Below are 17,132 nucleotides of genomic sequence, written 5' to 3' on the forward strand. Positions count from 1 at the left end.
TGTTGTTGTACTATTAAAGTTATATTTTTTTTACATAAACAGTTAAAAATCAAGTTTGAGGAAAATATTAATGGTTCTTTCTAATGAGAATTCAGAGGCCCTTTGAGGGTAGTTAATATCGGTAAAACGGTAATACCTGTTGATCTCATTTTCTTCATTAAATATATTCCAAACCGCTGCCCCCAGCCGCAGGTTCATTCGCGGTGGGAGTCTCAGGTCGTAAGTAAGGGAGCCGTCCAGCCTGGAATAATAAGGTAACTCGCTGCTGTTAGGTGCCTCGTAATTGATCTCGTTATTTACCACCTCATTCCCTTTAACGGGCAGGGTAGTGGGTAAGCCGGTACGAGAATTATAACCCAGGGCAATATTAAAGCCCTTGAATTTATAACTTACCCCGGAGGTCAGCGCATGACGTATCCTGAAATTACTGGGGAATAGCTCCGGATAAAGTCCCGGAAAGTTGTATTGGGTATTCGATAGGGAATAATTCAACCAGCCGTTAAAAGCCCGCGCCCCGTAATTCACCGTAACATCAATACCCTCAGAGGTGTAATCTCCCAAAGCGTAGATACGTTCAAAATTGTTCGTGAACTCCTGGCTACGTGCATTGATGCTTTCCACTTTTTTCAGGTAGCCTTCCGTATGAAAGCTCCAATGGTCGTTCTTGTACATATAGCCTAAGGAAACCTGCATGTTCATAACTACCGGTCTGAGCTCGTTGTCGGCAAGAAACCAGCGCCTGTTCTCAACTCCCAAAAAGTCGGTTTGCAGGTCTACTTCCTGGGTAATGCTCTGGGTTTTTAATTCTGCGGCAAGGTTAAGGGTGCTTTTCTCTCCCAGGTTGTGAACGAGATTTACCCTTGGTTCTGCAGTAAAGGCATCTGCCTGGGCGAAATAACTGAAACGGATTCCCGAGCGGAGTTCTCCTCCTTGCCATGGATTCCATTTGACTTCGGTGAAAAGTGCGTGCCGGGTTAATTCGCGTTCCTCCCTGTTCAGGGTTCGTATAGATTGCAGGGCATCGAGATTGATCACCCTGGTATGCAGTACCTCATATCCCGACAAGAGGTGAACAGCACTGTTTATGCGGATCCCTGTGGTGACCTTGAAGCCTGCTTCCTCGATATCGTTTTGCTGTATGAGTAGCTGATCCCTAAGGATATCGGCATTGCGTCCTTCGATACGATAGTTAAGCCAATAAGAATGGAGCTGAAGGGATCGCCCTTTTTTCCACCATTTCTGATATTGAATAAAAGCACTCTGATTCTCCTGTTCGCTACTGCTCAAACGGGATTGCTCTACATTGTTAACGAAGGCATTTTCCAGGAAAGAAAAATTATTCTTCATCAACAGGAATCCCGCTTTGATCCGGGCCTGTCGTGAAGGTTGGTAGTTGAGTACCCCACCCACGTCGTAAAAGCGGAATTCATCGCTTGCCGCAATAACATTCTCACTATTAGTGATCACCTCGGTATTCTGAAAGGCCTGATTAAAATAGTTCTGATAGGCCTGGGAGCGAAATAGTTCGTTGAGCGATCGCCTTCCTGCTACGCTTAACGCCGCTTTTTTTCCTAAAGGAACCGTAAGGGTTGCCATAGCGTTCACGAGGTTGAGACCTGCACTGCCGCTCAGGGTACTGTCGATCTTATTATCGGAAAGCATAAGGATGCTACCGGAAACCCCACCGCCATACCGGGCGGAGGTGCCATTCCTTATAAGCGTGGTTTCATCTACCAGATCGGGATTAAAGGCAGAAATATAGCTGAAGAAATGCCCGGATTGATACATGCGTATACCGTTCCAGGAGATGTAGTTCTGATCGTGACTTCCTCCGCGAATGTTAATATTGGTTACCGTTTCGTCATTACTGTTTATTCCCGGAAGGGTTTGCACCGCCTGCAGCGGATCGGCCTGGGTAAGGCCCGGCAGGATGCCGAAATTTTCAGCGTTGATACGTATGCTCCCGTCAGCGAGGATATCAATACCCTTGGTAAGGAAATTGTAGAGGGTGATCTCACTTAGTAATTCGACCTTGCTGCTTATGATCACCGGGGCACACCCTTCGCTAGTGAGGTTGCTTTCCGCCAGCTTGATCGTTCTGTAACCCAGGTGGGTAATAGAAAGGGTGTCGCGGTCTTCTAGTGTCAGGAACCGGAAATAGCCGTTGTGATCGGTTACCGTATGTTCTCGTGGTGACCTCACCAGTGCACCTTCAAGGGGAGTGCCATCTTCGAGGAGCAATCGGCCACACCTCCACCTGTTTACTTCGGGAGCTTGTGAAATGGTTACGATACGGTCTTGCAGGATCTCAAATTGCAGGCCTGTTTGCACGGTAATGGCGGCCAGGGCCTGTTCGAAGGTAGACGTCTGTTCTGGAGGAAATACACGGTAGGGGGCAATGACCTCATCGGCATAGGAAAACGTATGGTCATAGCCGGATTCAAGGTTCTCAAGCACCTCCTTTAAAACAAGCTTATCCTGTGCTTTAGCGTTGATCGCAAAACACAGGATAAAAAGCAGGCTTATGGAAAAACTCTTATAACTGTTATTGTTCAACAGGTGAGACCTTTACTTGATTACCATTAATGACAAATTGTAACCGGAAGGGCTGACAAACCGCTCTGAGCGCTTCATTAAGGTTGTCATGTGAGAATACACCTGTAAACTCATTGTTTTCCGGTTCCATTTCAAGGGAAATCTGGACTCCGTATTGTCGTTCGATCTCGTTAAGCACAGCAGAGAGTGGCATGCTTTCAAAAGAAGATTTACCCTGAAGCCATAGTGGCTCTCCGGTCTTACTGCTTCTGGCAGTGATCTTTCCGTTGATCACTTGCAGTCCTTCGCCCGGTTTCAAGATCACTTCTTTGTGAGCGACACCCACCTTCACCGATCCTTCAAAACAGTTTACCTTAAAAATACCATCCCGGTTAAACACATTGAACTGTGTTCCTAAGACCTGAACCCAACCATGGTTGGTTCGAACCTTGAAGGCAGATCCTTTTTCCACTTTGAAAAAGGCCTCTCCTTTCAGGGTGAGCGAACGGTTTTGTCCCCATTCGTTCTCGTCGTAGGCGATCTCAGAATCGGCGTTAAGATATACTTCTGAAGCATCCGGAAGGGTTAGTTCCCGGTGCTCTGCCAGCCTTGTGCTGACCTGTGTAGACTGTTGTTCATTAAAAAAGAGGTAGCCTGTAAATAGCACAGCGATAACCGCTGCCACACTGGCCACAGCTTTGAGTCGGCTTTTCAGGGAAATTAACTTGGGTTTACGCGTAATACGGTTTTCCAGGTCCTTAAAGCCTTTCTCCTTATCAACCTTTTGATCATTTTTAAAGTGAGCAGCATGCTCCATGATCCTGAGATATGACTCATAGCCCTCCATGGACTGCAGCTCTCTGAGTTCTTCAGGAGACAGGTCGTTGTCGAGCCATTTTAATATGAGTTCTTCTCTGTTCATTAGGGTTGCCTTTTATTAAGAAACAACTAACGGAGGGATATTTACCCCTGGTCTTTAAATTATTTTATGATCAGATACCATCGATATCCTTTCTGAGGTTCTCAACAGCACTGTACAATCGTTTTCTTACCGCCCTGATCGAGATATCGAGCAGTTCGGCGATCTCCTGGTGACTCTTTCCGTCAATACGGTTGAGCAAAAATACGGTGCGCTGATTTTCACTGAGTGCTGCGAGGGCGTTTTCGTATTTATTCAGGTATTGCTTTTTTTCCAATAAAAATTGTGGGTCTTCGATATTACTGTCGTCGGTAACCACCTGCTGATGTTTAAGGACCACCTTTTTATGCTTCAGTTCGTTAAGCATATGATTATTGGCCACCGTAAATAAGAATCCCTTTGCTTTTTCAGGGGGTACCTTCTTGCAGTTCTGCCATAATTTTACAAAGGCTTCCTGGGCCATATCAAAATGATCATGTTCTGCCCCGTATTTATAATAGAGGAAGTCTGTGAGCTTTTGAATGTACTCGTTGTAAATTTCGGAGAAGACCTTTTTATTGCAAACGTCCATGAAATTTGGGGGTTGATTCCTTTAAAACTGACAGTCAACTGGTTGTGAATATAGGTGTTTTTTATGAAATCACCATAAGAACTATAGCTTTTGAGAGCAACCTAAAGTCCTTTATTTATTGTGCTTCTGCTTGATTATGATGTGTTTATAAGAGATAATTTTAATAAAAAATCAGAATCTGAGGGGTAAATTATTAAAGGGCGATTGTTTTTATAGTAAACACCCCGGAAATGAAGTTGGTTCTAAATCTGAAAAAGAACGGAAAGACCTCCGGGAAATTAAATTCATAAACCTAATAATGCGATTAGCCATGAAATGGAATTTTTTAATGAAAATTGGTAGTTTACTCTTTACTTTACTTCTTATCATCTCTTGTAGTGATAATGATGATCCCGTTACCCGCGGACAATTAAGAATAAGTGTAGGGAACAGTTTAGATTCAGAAGGAGCTAAAGGAATGGTAGCAAACCGAGAAGTGGCTCCCGGACTGGATATTACGACCTTTCTTATTAATATGGAGGAATTTGAACTGGAGATCGATCATGAAGATGATGATTATGACGGTGAAGATGATGATGAGATGTGGGATGATGATGGGTATTACGATTCCGAAGATGAATTTGAACTGGAAGGTCCATTTGTGGTTGATATGCTAGCCGGAAAGGTAGAGCTCATGAATATAAATATGCCCATGGGGCCGTTTGATGAGATCGAATTCGATTTTGAGAAAAGTGATGATCCGGAAAGTATTTTATTTGGAAAGTCGATCCTGGTGGAAGGGACATTTGAAGGCGTACCCTTTATCTTCTGGCATGATTTCATGGATGAGATCGAGGTTGATTTTGAAGATGTAGAGAAAGATATTGTGATCACAGAAGGAACAGAAAGTGTAACGATCTATTTCGATATCGCGAACATGTTCAGTCTGGAGCAAGGTATCGACCTTTCTGAAGCTAAAGATGGTAATGGTGATGGAGTAATTGAAATCAGTCCAAAGGATGAAGATGGCAACAACCAGCTTGCTCATGACCTTAAGGAAGCCCTTAAGGCTCATATTGATCTGTTAGACGATTAAGACACGTAGCGTTTCAAAAGGTGTTACCTGAGTAAACGATAAAAATATTCAAGACTTCATAGGAGAAAAGAAATATCGAATTTCTCCTGTAATTTAACCTACGACGACCTATGTATTTAAAAAAGGCTGCCCTACAACAGGCAGCCTTTTTTAATAATGTGCTTATCATGAATTTATATAAGGTGCTATCATCTATTTATTTAGCCTTATACTGGAAAGCAAGTTTTGGAAATGTAGTTTGAGGGTAGGGTAAAAAATGAAGGGAAGGTTGTTTTAATTTAAAAACCCAAATAGTATTATGAAACACTTATTTATAGCAGTACTCATTCTTTTGATCGGTTTTAATATTGTTGCATGTAATAGCGATGACGATCCCATGGCAAAAGTTACCCTTACCGCCCAGAACACCGACTTTGACGGCGATGTGACCGGAGAAGGAGGAAGTCTGAGCAAAAGTTATACCTGGAACAATCCGCTGGCCACCGTAAATTACAACATGGATATCACCTCCGGAAGAAATGGTTCCTTCCAGCTCATCCTTCAGGATGCCGAAGGCACTGTAGTGGCCGACAGAACTATTGTAGCCGGTCAGGGAGAAGATTCCAGATCGGGAGTTTCTCAGGCTGGGGTTCCCGGAGACTGGACCGTAACCATCGTATTGACCAATTTCAATGGAGATGGGTCTTTCTCGATCTCCCCCGGTAATTAAGCTTTATCACAAAATTCAAAATAGCAATAGGCTGTCTTGAAAAGGGCAGCCTTTTTTGTATCCGGACTTCCCCATTTCCCGACTTCCCCATTTCCCGACTTCCCCATTTCCCGACTTCCCCATTTCCCTGTTCCCGACTTCCCCATTTCCCCGTTCCCGACTTCCCCATTTCCCCGTCTACCCGCATACCCACCCTTGTAACAATTGTTACTCTCACAACATTTTCTTGTTTTAGGTGTCAAATTCATAAAATAAACATGGTGCAGTTGGTTATTTTTAATGATTCTACACAATCCTTGAATATCCTTTATTTTCGGTGAATAGCGGAGATTGACGTCATCTAATTTCAGGTGTCTATCTGTTCTGATTACCCCTTCACCTGACATAAATCATAAAATCAAACGATTGAGCTATCTATTTTTAAATCGCTTTCCTACGATTTTATCCGTTTGGAAGCGTATTTAAACTCGTGCTTATGGATACCACTGCGATCAATTACAGATTTAAAACGGCCGACCGATCCCTTCGCGAAGCGAAGGAAGAGTTAAATCGCCCGGCAGAAGATGTGGTTCCTTTTATGGTGTGCAGAAGCGTTCGCCATTCCATCTCCAATAACCTTATGGGATTTTTAATGAAGCACGGAATTCAGGTCGATGAAAATGCACCGGTAAAGACCCTGCTGGAGAATTGCAGCGCCATCGATAAGAAGTTCAGAGGACTCGAATTAACACCCATATCATTTGTAATGGACGAGGAGTACAGTGCCACCTTCGATAAGATGGAAAGCTGTATCGATCTCGCCACCTATGTGAGACAACTGGTAGGAGGTAAGTATCAAAGTAATTGAAACCTAACTAACCCTATATACGACCTTAATTAAACCGTAGATCATGAGTAAGGCTTTATTAAAGAAACTCGGCATAGAGAACAAACCCAAAGGAAAAATGAAAAACTCGTCTCATCCTAAGTATCCCGGTAATCCGGTGGCCATGGACGGAAATACCGCGGCCATAATGTGTGAACGCGAATCTACCGACGCGGCCGGTGCCTATCCTATTACCCCGTCTACCCAGATGGGAGAATACTGGGCCGATGCTGCCGCCAAAGGGCATCTAAACATTTCAGACAAACCCTTAATATTTATCGAGCCTGAAGGTGAGCACGCCGCAGCTGCGGTAACTGCCGGTCTTTCAATGACCGGTTTACGGGCTGCTAACTTCTCCTCCGGTCAGGGTATCGCATACATGCACGAATCCCTCTATGCTGCAGTAGGTAAACGCCTTACTTACGTACTCAATATCGGAGCACGTGCCATGACCAAATCAACCCTTAACGTTCACGCGGGTCACGACGACTACCACGCGATAGACGATACCGGGTTCTTTCAGATGTTCGCTAAAAAGGCACAGCACGTTGCCGATCTTAATATTATTGCTCACCGCATTGCAGAGCTTGCACTTACTCCCGGGATCATTGCTCAGGATGGATTCCTGACCACCCACCTGATCGAATCGTTCAAATTACCGGAGCGTGAGCTTATTAAGGAATACCTGGGGCGCCCTGATGATATCATCAAGACCCCAACCCCTTCTCAAAAGATCATCTACGGGGAAACCCGCCGTCGTATTCCGGAGCTTTGGGATGTCGATAACCCGGTTATGGCGGGTATCGTGCAGAACCAGGATTCGTATATGCAAAGTGTGGCCGCACAGCGTCCGTTTTTCTTTGACCATATCCGGGAATTGGCCGATCAGGCCTTTGAAGAGTACGGCGAACTTACCGGCCGACATTATGAGCGGGTAATGACCTATAAGGCTGATGACGCCGATTACCTGATCCTGGGGCAGGGTAGTTTAGTGCCCAGTGCAGAGGTGGTTGCCGACTACCTCCGCGAAACCCGAGGCATCAAAGTAGGGGTTGTAGACCTCGTGATGTTCCGTCCGTTCCCTGCCGATATGCTGGCAAAAGTACTTAAAGGTAAAAAGGCAGTAGCCATTCTGGAACGCCTTGATCAACCCCTGGCGGTCGATTCTCCGATCACCCGTGAAGTACGCAGTGTACTCAACAAATGCGTAGAGAACGGTAGAGATAAGAAGAACCGTCCGTACCCTGAATTGGTTGCCTATGGCATCAACGATATGCCAGCTATCTATTCCGGATCCTATGGTATGGGTAGTCGCGACCTGCAACCTGAAGGTATTATTGGTGCCGTAGAGAATATGCTGCCCGACGGTAAACACAAAAAGAATTTCTACCTCTCCATAGATTTTATTCACGAAATTCCGAACTCCCCTAAACAAAAAGCCTACCAGGAAAGTATCCAGGAGGCTTATCCGCGGGTTAAAGAACTTTCAGTAAGAGGATCAGAGAACCCGAACCTCATGCCTAAGGATGCCATCACTGTGCGTTTCCACTCCATCGGAGGTTGGGGAGCGATCACCACCGGGAAGAACCTGGCCATGACCCTCTATGAGCTTTTAGGTTACGATATCAAGGCCAACCCAAAATACGGTTCGGAGAAAAAAGGACAGCCCACCACCTATTACCTGGCAGCGGCATCAGAGCCTATTCGTATCAACTGCGAATACTACTTCGTAGATGTGGTGCTCTCTCCTGATCCTAACGTATTTAAACATACCAATGCCCTGGCCGGTCTCAAAAAAGGAGGAAGTTTTATCATCCAAAGTGAAAGAGCTACACCCGAGGAAGTTTGGGCCGATATTCCGGAACGCTACCAGAAGATCATTATCGACAAGGAGATCAAGGTGTTCTATATCGACGGCTTCAAGATCGCACGTGAGGAAGCCTCCGACCGCGAATTACAGCTTCGTATGCAGGGTATCGCCTTCCAGGGTGCTTTCTTCGCTGCCTCTCCGCTGATGGAGAAATCCGGACTGTCGGAAATAAAACTGCTCGAAGCCATCGAGAATCAGCTGCAAAGCAAGTTCGGCGCCAAAGGACAACGCATCGTAGACGATAATATGCGCGTGGTTAAACGCGGATTCGATGAGGTGAAAGAGATCAAGGAAATGGAACTGGGCGCCGGACATGAGAAGAACGGTAAGGTGGTGGAAGCCCTGCCCATCCCACGCATTATGAAGGAGATCCCGAAGAGTGAATCCAAGCTCAGCGATATTCACCGCTTCTGGGAGCAAACCGGAAACTTCTACCTCCGCGGTATGGGGAACGACAACCTGACCGATCCGTTTATCGGACTCAGTGTGATGCCGGCCGTATCGTCGGTATTCAGAGATATGACCGGTATCCGTTTTGAGCACCCGAAATGGATCCCGAACAACTGTACCGCCTGCGGCGACTGTTATACGATCTGTCCTGATACCGCCATCCCGGGGCTGGTAAGTGAGGTTTCTGATGTGTTCGACACCATAGTGAAGCGTGTGAAGAACGCCCATGGTAAGCTCGAAATGCTTCCAAAAGCCGTTCGTAAGATGGAAGGTCATGCCAGAAAACTGTTCAAATTACCTAAGAATGGTAAAACGGTGAACGACTATATCCAGGATGCAATAGAAATGACCGTAGCCGATTTTGACGATAGTACCGTATTGGCTAAAGAGTTTACATGGTTCAAAGAAGAGCTGGGCGAGTTCGACTTCGCCTTGACCAGACCTTATTTTGACCTTCACGAGAAAAATGAAGAAAACTCAGGCGGATTGTTCAGTATCACCATTAATCCAACCACCTGTAAGGGATGTATGGAATGTGTGGCGGTATGTAACGACAACGCCCTGATCAAGATCCCACAAACCGAAGGGTCTGTGGTAGAACTCAACAAGCAATGGGATCTGTGGATGGATCTGCCGAACACTCCGGAGAAATTTAATCGAATTGACGACCTGGAAGAGAAGATCGGCCCGCTGCAGACCATGCTGCTCAATAAGGATGCTTACCTCAATTTTGCCAGTGGTGACGGGGCCTGCCTCGGATGCTCAGAGAAATCGGTGGTACACATCTTTACTGCAACGGTAGAATCGCTCATGCAGCCGCGTATTAAGAAACATATGACCTACCTCAAGGAGCTCACCGAGAAGTTGGAGAAACACATTCAGAGCAAATTGATGGGGGGTATGGATCTCACCGATTCGGCTACCATGACGCGCATTATTACCGAAATGCAGAATTCTGACCTCACCATGGCCGAGATCACCCGCCGATTCGAATCAGAACAAGGCGGAGAGCCGATCGACCAGGAATGGTTACGCCATGTGACCCAACTGCTGGCACAGCTCAAGAAATTACAGTGGAAATACTCCAACGGAACCACAGGAAAAGGCCGCTCTAATATGGGTATGCTGAACTCTACCGGATGTACTTCGGTATGGGGAAGTACCTGGCCGTTCAATCCGTATCCATTCCCTTGGGCGAACCACCTGTTCCAGGATTCTACATCCATGGCCATGGGTGTCTTCGAAGGGCATATGGCTAAGATGGCTGAAGGATTTAAAGCGATTCGTAAAGCCGAACTGGAACTCGCCGGAAAATACGATCCGACCGAACACGATGAATTCTTCACCTACTTTAACTGGCAACAGTTCACCGACGACGAATGGCATCTTTGTCCGCCGGTAGTCACCCTCGGAGGTGACGGATCCATGTACGACATCGGATTCCAGAACCTCTCCCGTATGATGGCCTCCGGAAAACCGATCAAGGTGATCGTGGTCGATACTCAGGTGTACTCCAATACCGGAGGACAAGCCTGTACCTCCGGGTTTATCGGACAGGTATCAGATATGGCGCAGTACGGTAAGGTGTGGAAAGGGAAGAGCGAACCTCGTAAAGAGATCGGACTCATTGCTATGGCGCACAGAAATACTTATGTGTTACAAAGTACCCTGGCCAATACCAGTCAGATGATCGAAGGATTTATCGACGGCCTCCAGACCAAGCGTCCTGCGGTATTCAATATCTATACCACCTGTCAGCCTGAACACGGAGTAGGTGACGATATGGGAGCACACCAGGCGAAACTCGCGGTAGAATCCAGAGCCTATCCGATATTTAAATACAATCCGGATCACGGTATCAAGGCGAAAGAGGCCTTTGATCTGGGAGGAAATCCGGATATCAACGAGATCTGGCCAACCTATAAGCTCAAATATCTCGAGTACGGTCAGGAACGCACGATGGAACTGCCAATGACCTTTGCCGACTTTGCCCTTACCGAGGCGCGCTTCAGAAAGCATTTCAGAAAAGTGCCGCGTAACGCATGGAACGACAATATGATCCTGCTTTCCGACTTCCTCAAACTGGAAGAAAGCGAACGCGAAGGCAAGTTCCCATATATCTGGGCAGTCGACAGAGATCAGAAACTCAACAGGATCCTGGTGGCCAAGCCTATAGTAGACTCATGTGAAGAGCGTCGCGACTTCTGGCTCATGCTGAAAGACCTTGCCGGAGTGGAGGAAATTGATGCGAATGCCGAAAACCTTGAGGATAAGATCCGTACTGAAGTAGTCGGTAAGATCGCTCAGGGACTCATGCAACTCGCCGGAGGTGAAGGTAATGGACTTGCCGACCTGGCTATGCCTCCTGCCGCACCTGCTGAAGCCAACGGTGAGGAGCAGCCTGCAGCAAATGGAGAATACCTTGCGCCATGGTTAGAGTCTGATGAGTGTACCTCCTGTGATGAGTGTATGAAGATCAATGCCGGGATCTTTGCCTACGATGAAAATAATAAGGCATACATAAAGAATCCTAAGGCAGGACCTTACGAAGACCTCGTTAAAGCAGCAGAAAAATGTACGGCCGGAGTGATCCATCCCGGTTTACCTGCAGACAAGTCTGCCAAGGACATCGAAAAATGGATCAGCCGTGGTGCTAAGTATAATTAATATACTCAGGGCCTATGTCAATATTCAATTTTCATAAGAATTCGTTTAAGCACGGGATTCATCCCCCGGAAAGCAAAGATGAGACCAAGGGACTGCCGATAAGGCAGTTCCCCTTTGCTCCGGTGATCATACTGCCCATGGCTCAACACATCGGTGCCCCGTCACAGATCGTAGTCAGGGAAGGGCAGGAGGTGCATCGCGGACAGTTACTGGCTAAGGCCGGTGGTTATGTTTCGGTGCCCATGCATGCTCCGGTTTCCGGAGTGGTGCGTAAGATCGGGAATGTTCCTACGATCAGCGGACAAATGACCACGGGGATCTATCTCGAAGCCTTTCCGTTCTCCACCCAGGAAGTGTTGGAAGGGACCCCTGTTGATCCGGACACCGCTACCCCCGAAGAGATCCTTCAGGGTATTCAGGATGCCGGTATCGTCGGACTTGGAGGGGCAGCCTTTCCTACCCATGTAAAGCTCAAAGTGCCGGAAGGTAAGACCTGTGAGACCCTCATCATTAACGGAGTGGAGTGCGAGCCTTACCTCACCACCGACCACCGGGTGATGCTGGAACAGGAAGCCGATATCTTTATGGGTATCAAATACCTCCTGAAGGTTACCGGTGCCAAAGAAGCCGTTATCGGGATCGAAGCCAATAAGAAGGATGCCGCCGAACACTTGAGAAAACATCTTCCCCCGGACCTTCCCATATCGGTAAAGGTACTCCCGGTAAAATATCCGCAAGGAGCAGAAAAAATGCTGGTTACCGCTATCCTCGGTAAGGAGGTCCCCTCTAAGAAATTACCCATTGAGGTAGGGGCAGTGGTGGTTAATGTAGCCACAACAGCAGAGATCGGTCGCCTCCTGCCTCACGGTCGCGGAATTCAGGAGCGGGTGATCACCATTAGCGGACCCGGAGTAAAGAAAAAAGGGAATTACCTGATCCCGGTGGGCACGCCCCTGCGCTTTGTTCTTGAACATATTGGTGTAGATGAGGCGATCACAGAGGTGTATATGGGAGGCCCCATGATGGGGGTAGCTGTTTCCAATCTCGATATCCCGATCGTAAAAGGAACCTCGGGGATCCTGGTATTTACCAGGAAGGAGGTCGAACTCAATGTGAAGACCTACCCGTGTATTAAGTGCGGCGCCTGCGTAGATGCGTGTCCGTTAATGCTCAATCCATCCCAAATGGGTATTCTGGCCAAGTCTGAAGCCTATGATGAGATGGTAACCGATTTTAACCTGATGGATTGTTTTGAATGTGGTTCCTGCACCTATGTTTGTCCGTCCCACATCCCGCTGGTACAATATTTCCGCCTGGCCAAACGCCAGGTGCGTAAGCGTGAAGCGGCCGAAAAGGAAGCTGCAGCAAAGCAAGAAGCAGATAAAAAAGAAAAATTAAATGCTTAAGAAAACACTTCATATAAGCTCTTCGCCCCATATTACTAAGGGCAGAAGTACCGATCAGATCATGAAAAATGTGGTGTGGGCCTTGTTGCCTGTAGCCGGATTTTCCGTATGGTCTTTTGGGTGGAATGCCCTGTTGGTCATAGCAACGGCCACCCTGGCCAGTGTGCTTACCGAGCACGTGCTGTGCAGACTCTCTAAAAAGGAAACCACCGTTAACGATTATTCGGCGGTGATCACAGGTTTGTTACTCGGACTCACCCTGCCACCGACCTTTCCATTATGGATGGCCTTTATCGGTGGAGTAGTGGGCATCGCCCTGGGGAAATACATCTTTGGCGGATTGGGCTATAATGTCTTCAATCCGGCGCTTGTAGCCCGCGCCTTTTTACAGGCGGCATTCCCAGTGGCCATTACCACCTGGCACCCTGCCTTACTTGACGATCGCTTTACGACCATTGCAAGTTCGGTATTTACGTGGCCTTTTATGGCCCCTCAATACGATGTGATCTCCGGTGCAACCCCACTCGCAGCCTTTAAGTTCGACGGGGTAGTTACCCCGACCATGGAGCTGGCCTTCGGCCAGATAAGCGGATCGACGGGGGAGACCTGTGCTGTCATTATTATTCTCGGCGGACTCTATCTGATCGCGCGGGGTATGATGAGCTGGAGAATTCCCGCTGCGGTATTACTAAGTGCCTTTCTCCTGAGTGGCGCCCTCTATATGATCAATAGCGAGGTGTATCCTTCACCTGTATTTATGCTGTTTTCCGGCGGACTCATGCTGGGGGCTGTGTATATGGCCACCGATATGGTATCATCTCCCATAACGCCAGCCGGGCTATGGGTGTACGGGGCGATCATCGGGATCTTAACCATCGTGATACGTGTATGGGGTGGTCTTTCTGAAGGGGTGATGTACGCCATTCTCCTGGCAAATGCCATTTCACCACATATAGATAGGGTGATCAAAAACAGGGTATACGGAACAAATAGAAAAATGAAGGTCGCATGAGTGAAACAACTACCATAAAAACACAAAAGCCTGCGAGTAGCAATAAGATGCTTTTCGCTATGGGAGGTATAGGGATCATAAGTGCCCTGTTGATCGTTATGACCTTCGAACTCACCAAACCCCGGATCGAACAATTGAAGGCCGAAGCTTTGGAGAAAGCTATTTTCGAAGTACTGCCCGGTACGGTACGTACACAGGCTATGGCCATTACCCCGGAGCAAACCCTGGCAGCACCCAAAGCTGGAGATGCCTCAGAAACACTGGTATATGCCGGATTTGATGCTAACGAGGCCCTTGTGGGCTATGCCGTGGAGGCTGCCGGACAGGGCTATGCCGATATCATCAGGATACTCTATGGTTACGATCCGGCCTCGGAAACCATCATTGGATTCAGGGTACTGGAAAGCAAAGAAACGCCCGGTCTTGGAGATAAGATCGAAAAGGAACAACGCTTTTTAGACAACTTTAAAGCTCTGGATGTAAGCCTTGATGAGCAGGGTGCTATTCGCAATACGGTGATCACGGTAAAGCAAGGAGAGAAAGTGAATGCCTGGGAGGTCGACGGGATCTCCGGAGCCACTATCTCGTCGAGAGCTATTGGAGATATAATTGGCAGGAGCTCTAAAGAGATCGTACCGGTATTACACGGGGCTAATGAACAGGAAGTAACGTCGCAAGACGATAAACAATAAAAAGGAAAATAATGACTAAGAACCCTCCAAAGACAGAAACACCGAAATCTACCGATGAGTTCATCAAGGGACTGTGGCGGGATAATCCGGTATTTGTGCAGGTACTTGGAATGTGTCCGGTACTGGCCGTTTCCAATACGGCGGTCAATGCCCTGGCCATGGGACTCGCAACAGCCTTTGTACTGCTGATGTCGAATATCCTGGTGTCTATGTTACGCAAGTTTATTCCGAAGCAGGTGCGTATTGCCTCCTATATTCTCATCATCGCAACCTTTGTGACCCTTACCGACTACGCTATTCAGGCTATAAGTGTGGAGCTTCACAAGAGTCTGGGAGCCTTTATTTCACTCATCGTAGTGAACTGTTTGATCCTGAGCCGTGCCGAAGCTTTTGCTTCAAAAAATACCATAGGCAGGTCTATGCTCGATGCCCTGGGAATGGGACTCGGATTTACATTTGCCCTTTTCTGTCTGGGAGCCGTTAGAGAGGTCCTGGGGAATGGTTCCATATTCGGGGCCATGCTCTTCCCGGAAGGTTTTCAGAGCTGGATCGTGATGATCCTGCCGGCAGGCGGATTCTTTACCCTGGCTTTGTGGTTACTGGTTATTAATGCATTACAAACGAAAAAAGCAAACTAATGGAAACAGCCGATCTGGGAACTATATTTCTTAATGCCGCATTGGTCAACAACTTTGTACTGGCATACTTTCTGGGGATCTGTCCGTTCTTAGGCGTTTCCGGAAAAATGGAAACCGCCACAAAAATGGGGGGAGCCGTGATGTTCGTGATGCTCATCAGTTCAATGTGTGCCTACGGGATCCACGCCTTCCTGGTAGCCATTAACGCCCCCTTCCTGCAGTTGATAAGCTATATCGTAGTGATCGCCTCAACGGTACAATTGGTAGAGATGTTCATTAAAAAAATGAGTCCCGCCTTGTTCCGTTCACTGGGGATCTTTTTACCGCTCATTACCACGAACTGTGCGATACTGGGAGTAGCCCTGTTTCAAACCAATAAGGGATACGGATTTTTGGAAGCCGTGGTGTATGCCCTTGGCGCCGGGGTTGGATTTACCTTGGCCCTGGTACTTATCGCCGGACTCAGGGAGCAATTAAAATTTGCAGATGTACCCCAGATCTCAAAAGGAACCGCATTGACCCTGTTCATTGCAGGAATATTATCACTTTGCTTCATGGGCTTTGCTGGCCTGGGAGCATAAAAACTCGAAAAAACGATGTTAAAATCACTTGTTATAGGAATCGGACTAACGCTGAGCATCGTGTTCTTTTGGGCACTGGTGCAAGCCCTGTGGAAAAAAACGTTTCGCGAGGAATACAGCGAAGATGATGTTTTGGCAGGCAGAAGAAGCTGCTCGAATTGCGGTTGCACCACAGCCTGCGCCACTAAGGGTAGTGTTGATTCGCATGAGGATAATACGTCAAAGAATACACCAACAATTAAGATCAATTACAGAACATAACTAACGAATTAAACAGGAATCATGGCACATTTACTAGATTTTGATACAGAGAAAAGGTATAAGGCAGTTGTTAAAGATACCTCCCGGCTCACCCCAAAGGATACCGATGAGGTCAGGGAGATCGTACTTGAAGTAAAAGACCCCGCATTTAAATGCGAGGTAGACCAAAGCTTTGGCGTATTGGTCGATGCCCCCGGCGACTTTGGGAACACCCTGCATCACAGGTTGTACAGTGTGGCCGATCTGCCCGGAAGCAGTAACGGAAATGCACAACTCACCATGCTGGTTAAACGCTGTTTTTACGTAGATGAATTCAGTGGAGAAAAATACGATGGGGTTGCGTCCAATTATCTTTGCGACAGAAGCAAAGGCGATGAGATCACCCTAACAGGGCCCTTCGAACTCCCATTTAGGGTGCCGGAAGATAAAACGGCTAATATGATCCTGATCGGGATGGGAACCGGGATCGCACCTTTCCGCGCTTTTATCAAGCATATCTATAAGAACGTAAAAGACTGGGAAGGGAAGATACGCCTGTTCTACGGAGCGAATAGCGGATTAGAGTTGTTGTACATGAACGATAAGAACAACGATCTGGCTAATTACTACGATGAGGAAACCTTTAAAGCCTTCCAGGCTTTGAGTCCGCGACCACACTGGGCCGATCCTATCGATCTGGATAAGGCGCTGGAGAAGCAAGGAGAAGAATTACTCGAAATGCTTTCAAGGTCCAACACCTATGTGTATGTAGCCGGATATGAATCGATACATAAAATGCTTAACAAAGCGTTCGCCAATATCCTGGGGTCTGAAGAAAAATGGCGTCTGCGTAAGGCCGAACTGATCGCAGGGAAGAAATGGGCCGAGATCATTTTCTGATC

At 47.2% G+C, this 17,132-nt stretch carries 15 protein-coding genes; 11 read left to right on the forward strand and 4 right to left on the reverse strand.

Features of this window, described 5'->3' with window-relative positions; translation table 11 throughout:
• Positions 1 to 42 precede the first annotated feature (42 nt).
• From IS446_RS05235 to IS446_RS05245, 3 genes are all read right to left on the reverse strand, one after another.
• A complete protein-coding gene (locus tag IS446_RS05235) occupies positions 43 to 2,556 on the reverse strand; it encodes a TonB-dependent receptor (RefSeq protein WP_203058955.1) in 2,514 nt (837 codons plus the stop codon).
• A complete protein-coding gene (locus IS446_RS05240; RefSeq protein ID WP_203058956.1) occupies positions 2,546 to 3,457 on the reverse strand; it encodes a FecR family protein in 912 nt (303 codons plus the stop codon). Before IS446_RS05240 ends, IS446_RS05235 begins: the two co-directional genes overlap by 11 nt.
• A gap of 70 nt (positions 3,458 to 3,527) precedes the next feature.
• The gene (locus tag IS446_RS05245) at positions 3,528 to 4,025 is read right to left on the reverse strand and encodes an RNA polymerase sigma factor (RefSeq protein WP_203058957.1); all 498 of its coding nucleotides are present in this window, start codon (positions 4,023 to 4,025) and stop codon (positions 3,528 to 3,530) included.
• 310 nt (positions 4,026 to 4,335) lie between these two features.
• Between IS446_RS05245 and IS446_RS05250 the strand changes: the two genes are divergently transcribed.
• Together IS446_RS05250 and IS446_RS05255 are read left to right on the forward strand one after the other, a co-directional pair.
• Positions 4,336 to 5,100, forward strand: a complete 765-nt coding sequence (locus IS446_RS05250; RefSeq protein ID WP_235996408.1) for a hypothetical protein — start codon at positions 4,336 to 4,338, stop codon at positions 5,098 to 5,100.
• Between the two features lie 298 nt (positions 5,101 to 5,398).
• Complete coding sequence (locus IS446_RS05255; protein WP_203058959.1) at positions 5,399 to 5,809, forward strand: hypothetical protein; 411 nt, start codon at positions 5,399 to 5,401, stop codon at positions 5,807 to 5,809.
• On the opposite strand, the gene IS446_RS05260 is transcribed toward IS446_RS05255, so the two are convergent.
• On the reverse strand, positions 5,769 to 6,026 hold the full coding sequence (locus tag IS446_RS05260; protein ID WP_203058960.1) for a hypothetical protein: 258 nt from the start codon (positions 6,024 to 6,026) through the stop codon (positions 5,769 to 5,771). The genes IS446_RS05255 and IS446_RS05260 overlap by 41 nt on opposite strands.
• Before the next feature lie 258 nt (positions 6,027 to 6,284).
• On the opposite strand from IS446_RS05260, the gene IS446_RS05265 reads away from it, so the two are divergent.
• Genes IS446_RS05265 through IS446_RS05305 form a run of 9 tightly spaced genes read left to right on the forward strand, consistent with a single transcriptional unit; the run spans position 6,285 to position 17,130 of the window.
• Positions 6,285 to 6,656, forward strand: a complete 372-nt coding sequence (locus IS446_RS05265; RefSeq protein WP_203058961.1) for a hypothetical protein — start codon at positions 6,285 to 6,287, stop codon at positions 6,654 to 6,656.
• A 43-nt stretch (positions 6,657 to 6,699) separates the two neighbouring features.
• Positions 6,700 to 11,661: a 2-oxoacid:acceptor oxidoreductase family protein gene (locus tag IS446_RS05270; protein ID WP_203058962.1), complete on the forward strand. Its 4,962-nt coding sequence runs from the start codon at positions 6,700 to 6,702 to the stop codon at positions 11,659 to 11,661.
• A gap of 14 nt (positions 11,662 to 11,675) precedes the next feature.
• A complete protein-coding gene (gene rsxC / locus IS446_RS05275) occupies positions 11,676 to 13,067 on the forward strand; it encodes an electron transport complex subunit RsxC (protein WP_203058963.1) in 1,392 nt (463 codons plus the stop codon).
• Complete coding sequence (locus IS446_RS05280; RefSeq protein WP_203058964.1) at positions 13,060 to 14,079, forward strand: RnfABCDGE type electron transport complex subunit D; 1,020 nt, start codon at positions 13,060 to 13,062, stop codon at positions 14,077 to 14,079. The genes rsxC and IS446_RS05280 overlap by 8 nt, the downstream gene beginning before the upstream one ends.
• Positions 14,076 to 14,771, forward strand: coding sequence for an RnfABCDGE type electron transport complex subunit G (locus tag IS446_RS05285; protein ID WP_203058965.1), 696 nt, complete (start codon positions 14,076 to 14,078; stop codon positions 14,769 to 14,771). The genes IS446_RS05280 and IS446_RS05285 overlap by 4 nt, the downstream gene beginning before the upstream one ends.
• 11 nt (positions 14,772 to 14,782) lie before the next feature.
• Positions 14,783 to 15,409: an electron transport complex subunit RsxE gene (rsxE, locus tag IS446_RS05290; RefSeq protein ID WP_203058966.1), complete on the forward strand. Its 627-nt coding sequence runs from the start codon at positions 14,783 to 14,785 to the stop codon at positions 15,407 to 15,409.
• Positions 15,409 to 15,990, forward strand: coding sequence for an electron transport complex protein RnfA (locus tag IS446_RS05295; protein WP_203058967.1), 582 nt, complete (start codon positions 15,409 to 15,411; stop codon positions 15,988 to 15,990). Before rsxE ends, IS446_RS05295 begins: the two co-directional genes overlap by 1 nt.
• A 15-nt stretch (positions 15,991 to 16,005) precedes the next feature.
• On the forward strand, positions 16,006 to 16,251 hold the full coding sequence (locus IS446_RS05300; protein WP_203058968.1) for a hypothetical protein: 246 nt from the start codon (positions 16,006 to 16,008) through the stop codon (positions 16,249 to 16,251).
• 21 nt (positions 16,252 to 16,272) lie between these two features.
• Positions 16,273 to 17,130, forward strand: a complete 858-nt coding sequence (locus tag IS446_RS05305) for a ferredoxin reductase domain-containing protein (protein WP_203058969.1) — start codon at positions 16,273 to 16,275, stop codon at positions 17,128 to 17,130.
• The last annotated feature ends 2 nt before the right edge of the window (positions 17,131 to 17,132 follow it).

The organism is Robertkochia sediminum, assembly GCF_016786255.1.
In the GTDB taxonomy this organism is placed as follows: Bacteria; Bacteroidota; Bacteroidia; order Flavobacteriales; family Flavobacteriaceae; genus Robertkochia; species Robertkochia sediminum.

Bases quoted from the DNA above. Each gene is read 5' to 3' on its own strand.
- IS446_RS05295 (WP_203058967.1), top strand. From the start codon at position 15,409: ATGGAAACAGCCGATCTGGGAACTATATTTCTTAATGCCGCATTGGTC.
- IS446_RS05285 (WP_203058965.1), top strand. From the start codon at position 14,076: ATGAGTGAAACAACTACCATAAAAACACAAAAGCCTGCGAGTAGCAAT.
- IS446_RS05305 (WP_203058969.1), top strand. From the start codon at position 16,273: ATGGCACATTTACTAGATTTTGATACAGAGAAAAGGTATAAGGCAGTT.
- rsxC (WP_203058963.1), top strand. From the start codon at position 11,676: ATGTCAATATTCAATTTTCATAAGAATTCGTTTAAGCACGGGATTCAT.
- IS446_RS05255 (WP_203058959.1), top strand. From the start codon at position 5,399: ATGAAACACTTATTTATAGCAGTACTCATTCTTTTGATCGGTTTTAAT.
- rsxE (WP_203058966.1), top strand. From the start codon at position 14,783: ATGACTAAGAACCCTCCAAAGACAGAAACACCGAAATCTACCGATGAG.
- IS446_RS05280 (WP_203058964.1), top strand. From the start codon at position 13,060: ATGCTTAAGAAAACACTTCATATAAGCTCTTCGCCCCATATTACTAAG.
- IS446_RS05265 (WP_203058961.1), top strand. From the start codon at position 6,285: ATGGATACCACTGCGATCAATTACAGATTTAAAACGGCCGACCGATCC.
- IS446_RS05245 (WP_203058957.1), bottom strand. From the start codon at position 4,025: ATGGACGTTTGCAATAAAAAGGTCTTCTCCGAAATTTACAACGAGTAC.
- IS446_RS05240 (WP_203058956.1), bottom strand. From the start codon at position 3,457: ATGAACAGAGAAGAACTCATATTAAAATGGCTCGACAACGACCTGTCT.
- IS446_RS05270 (WP_203058962.1), top strand. From the start codon at position 6,700: ATGAGTAAGGCTTTATTAAAGAAACTCGGCATAGAGAACAAACCCAAA.
- IS446_RS05300 (WP_203058968.1), top strand. From the start codon at position 16,006: ATGTTAAAATCACTTGTTATAGGAATCGGACTAACGCTGAGCATCGTG.
- IS446_RS05250 (WP_235996408.1), top strand. From the start codon at position 4,336: ATGAAATGGAATTTTTTAATGAAAATTGGTAGTTTACTCTTTACTTTA.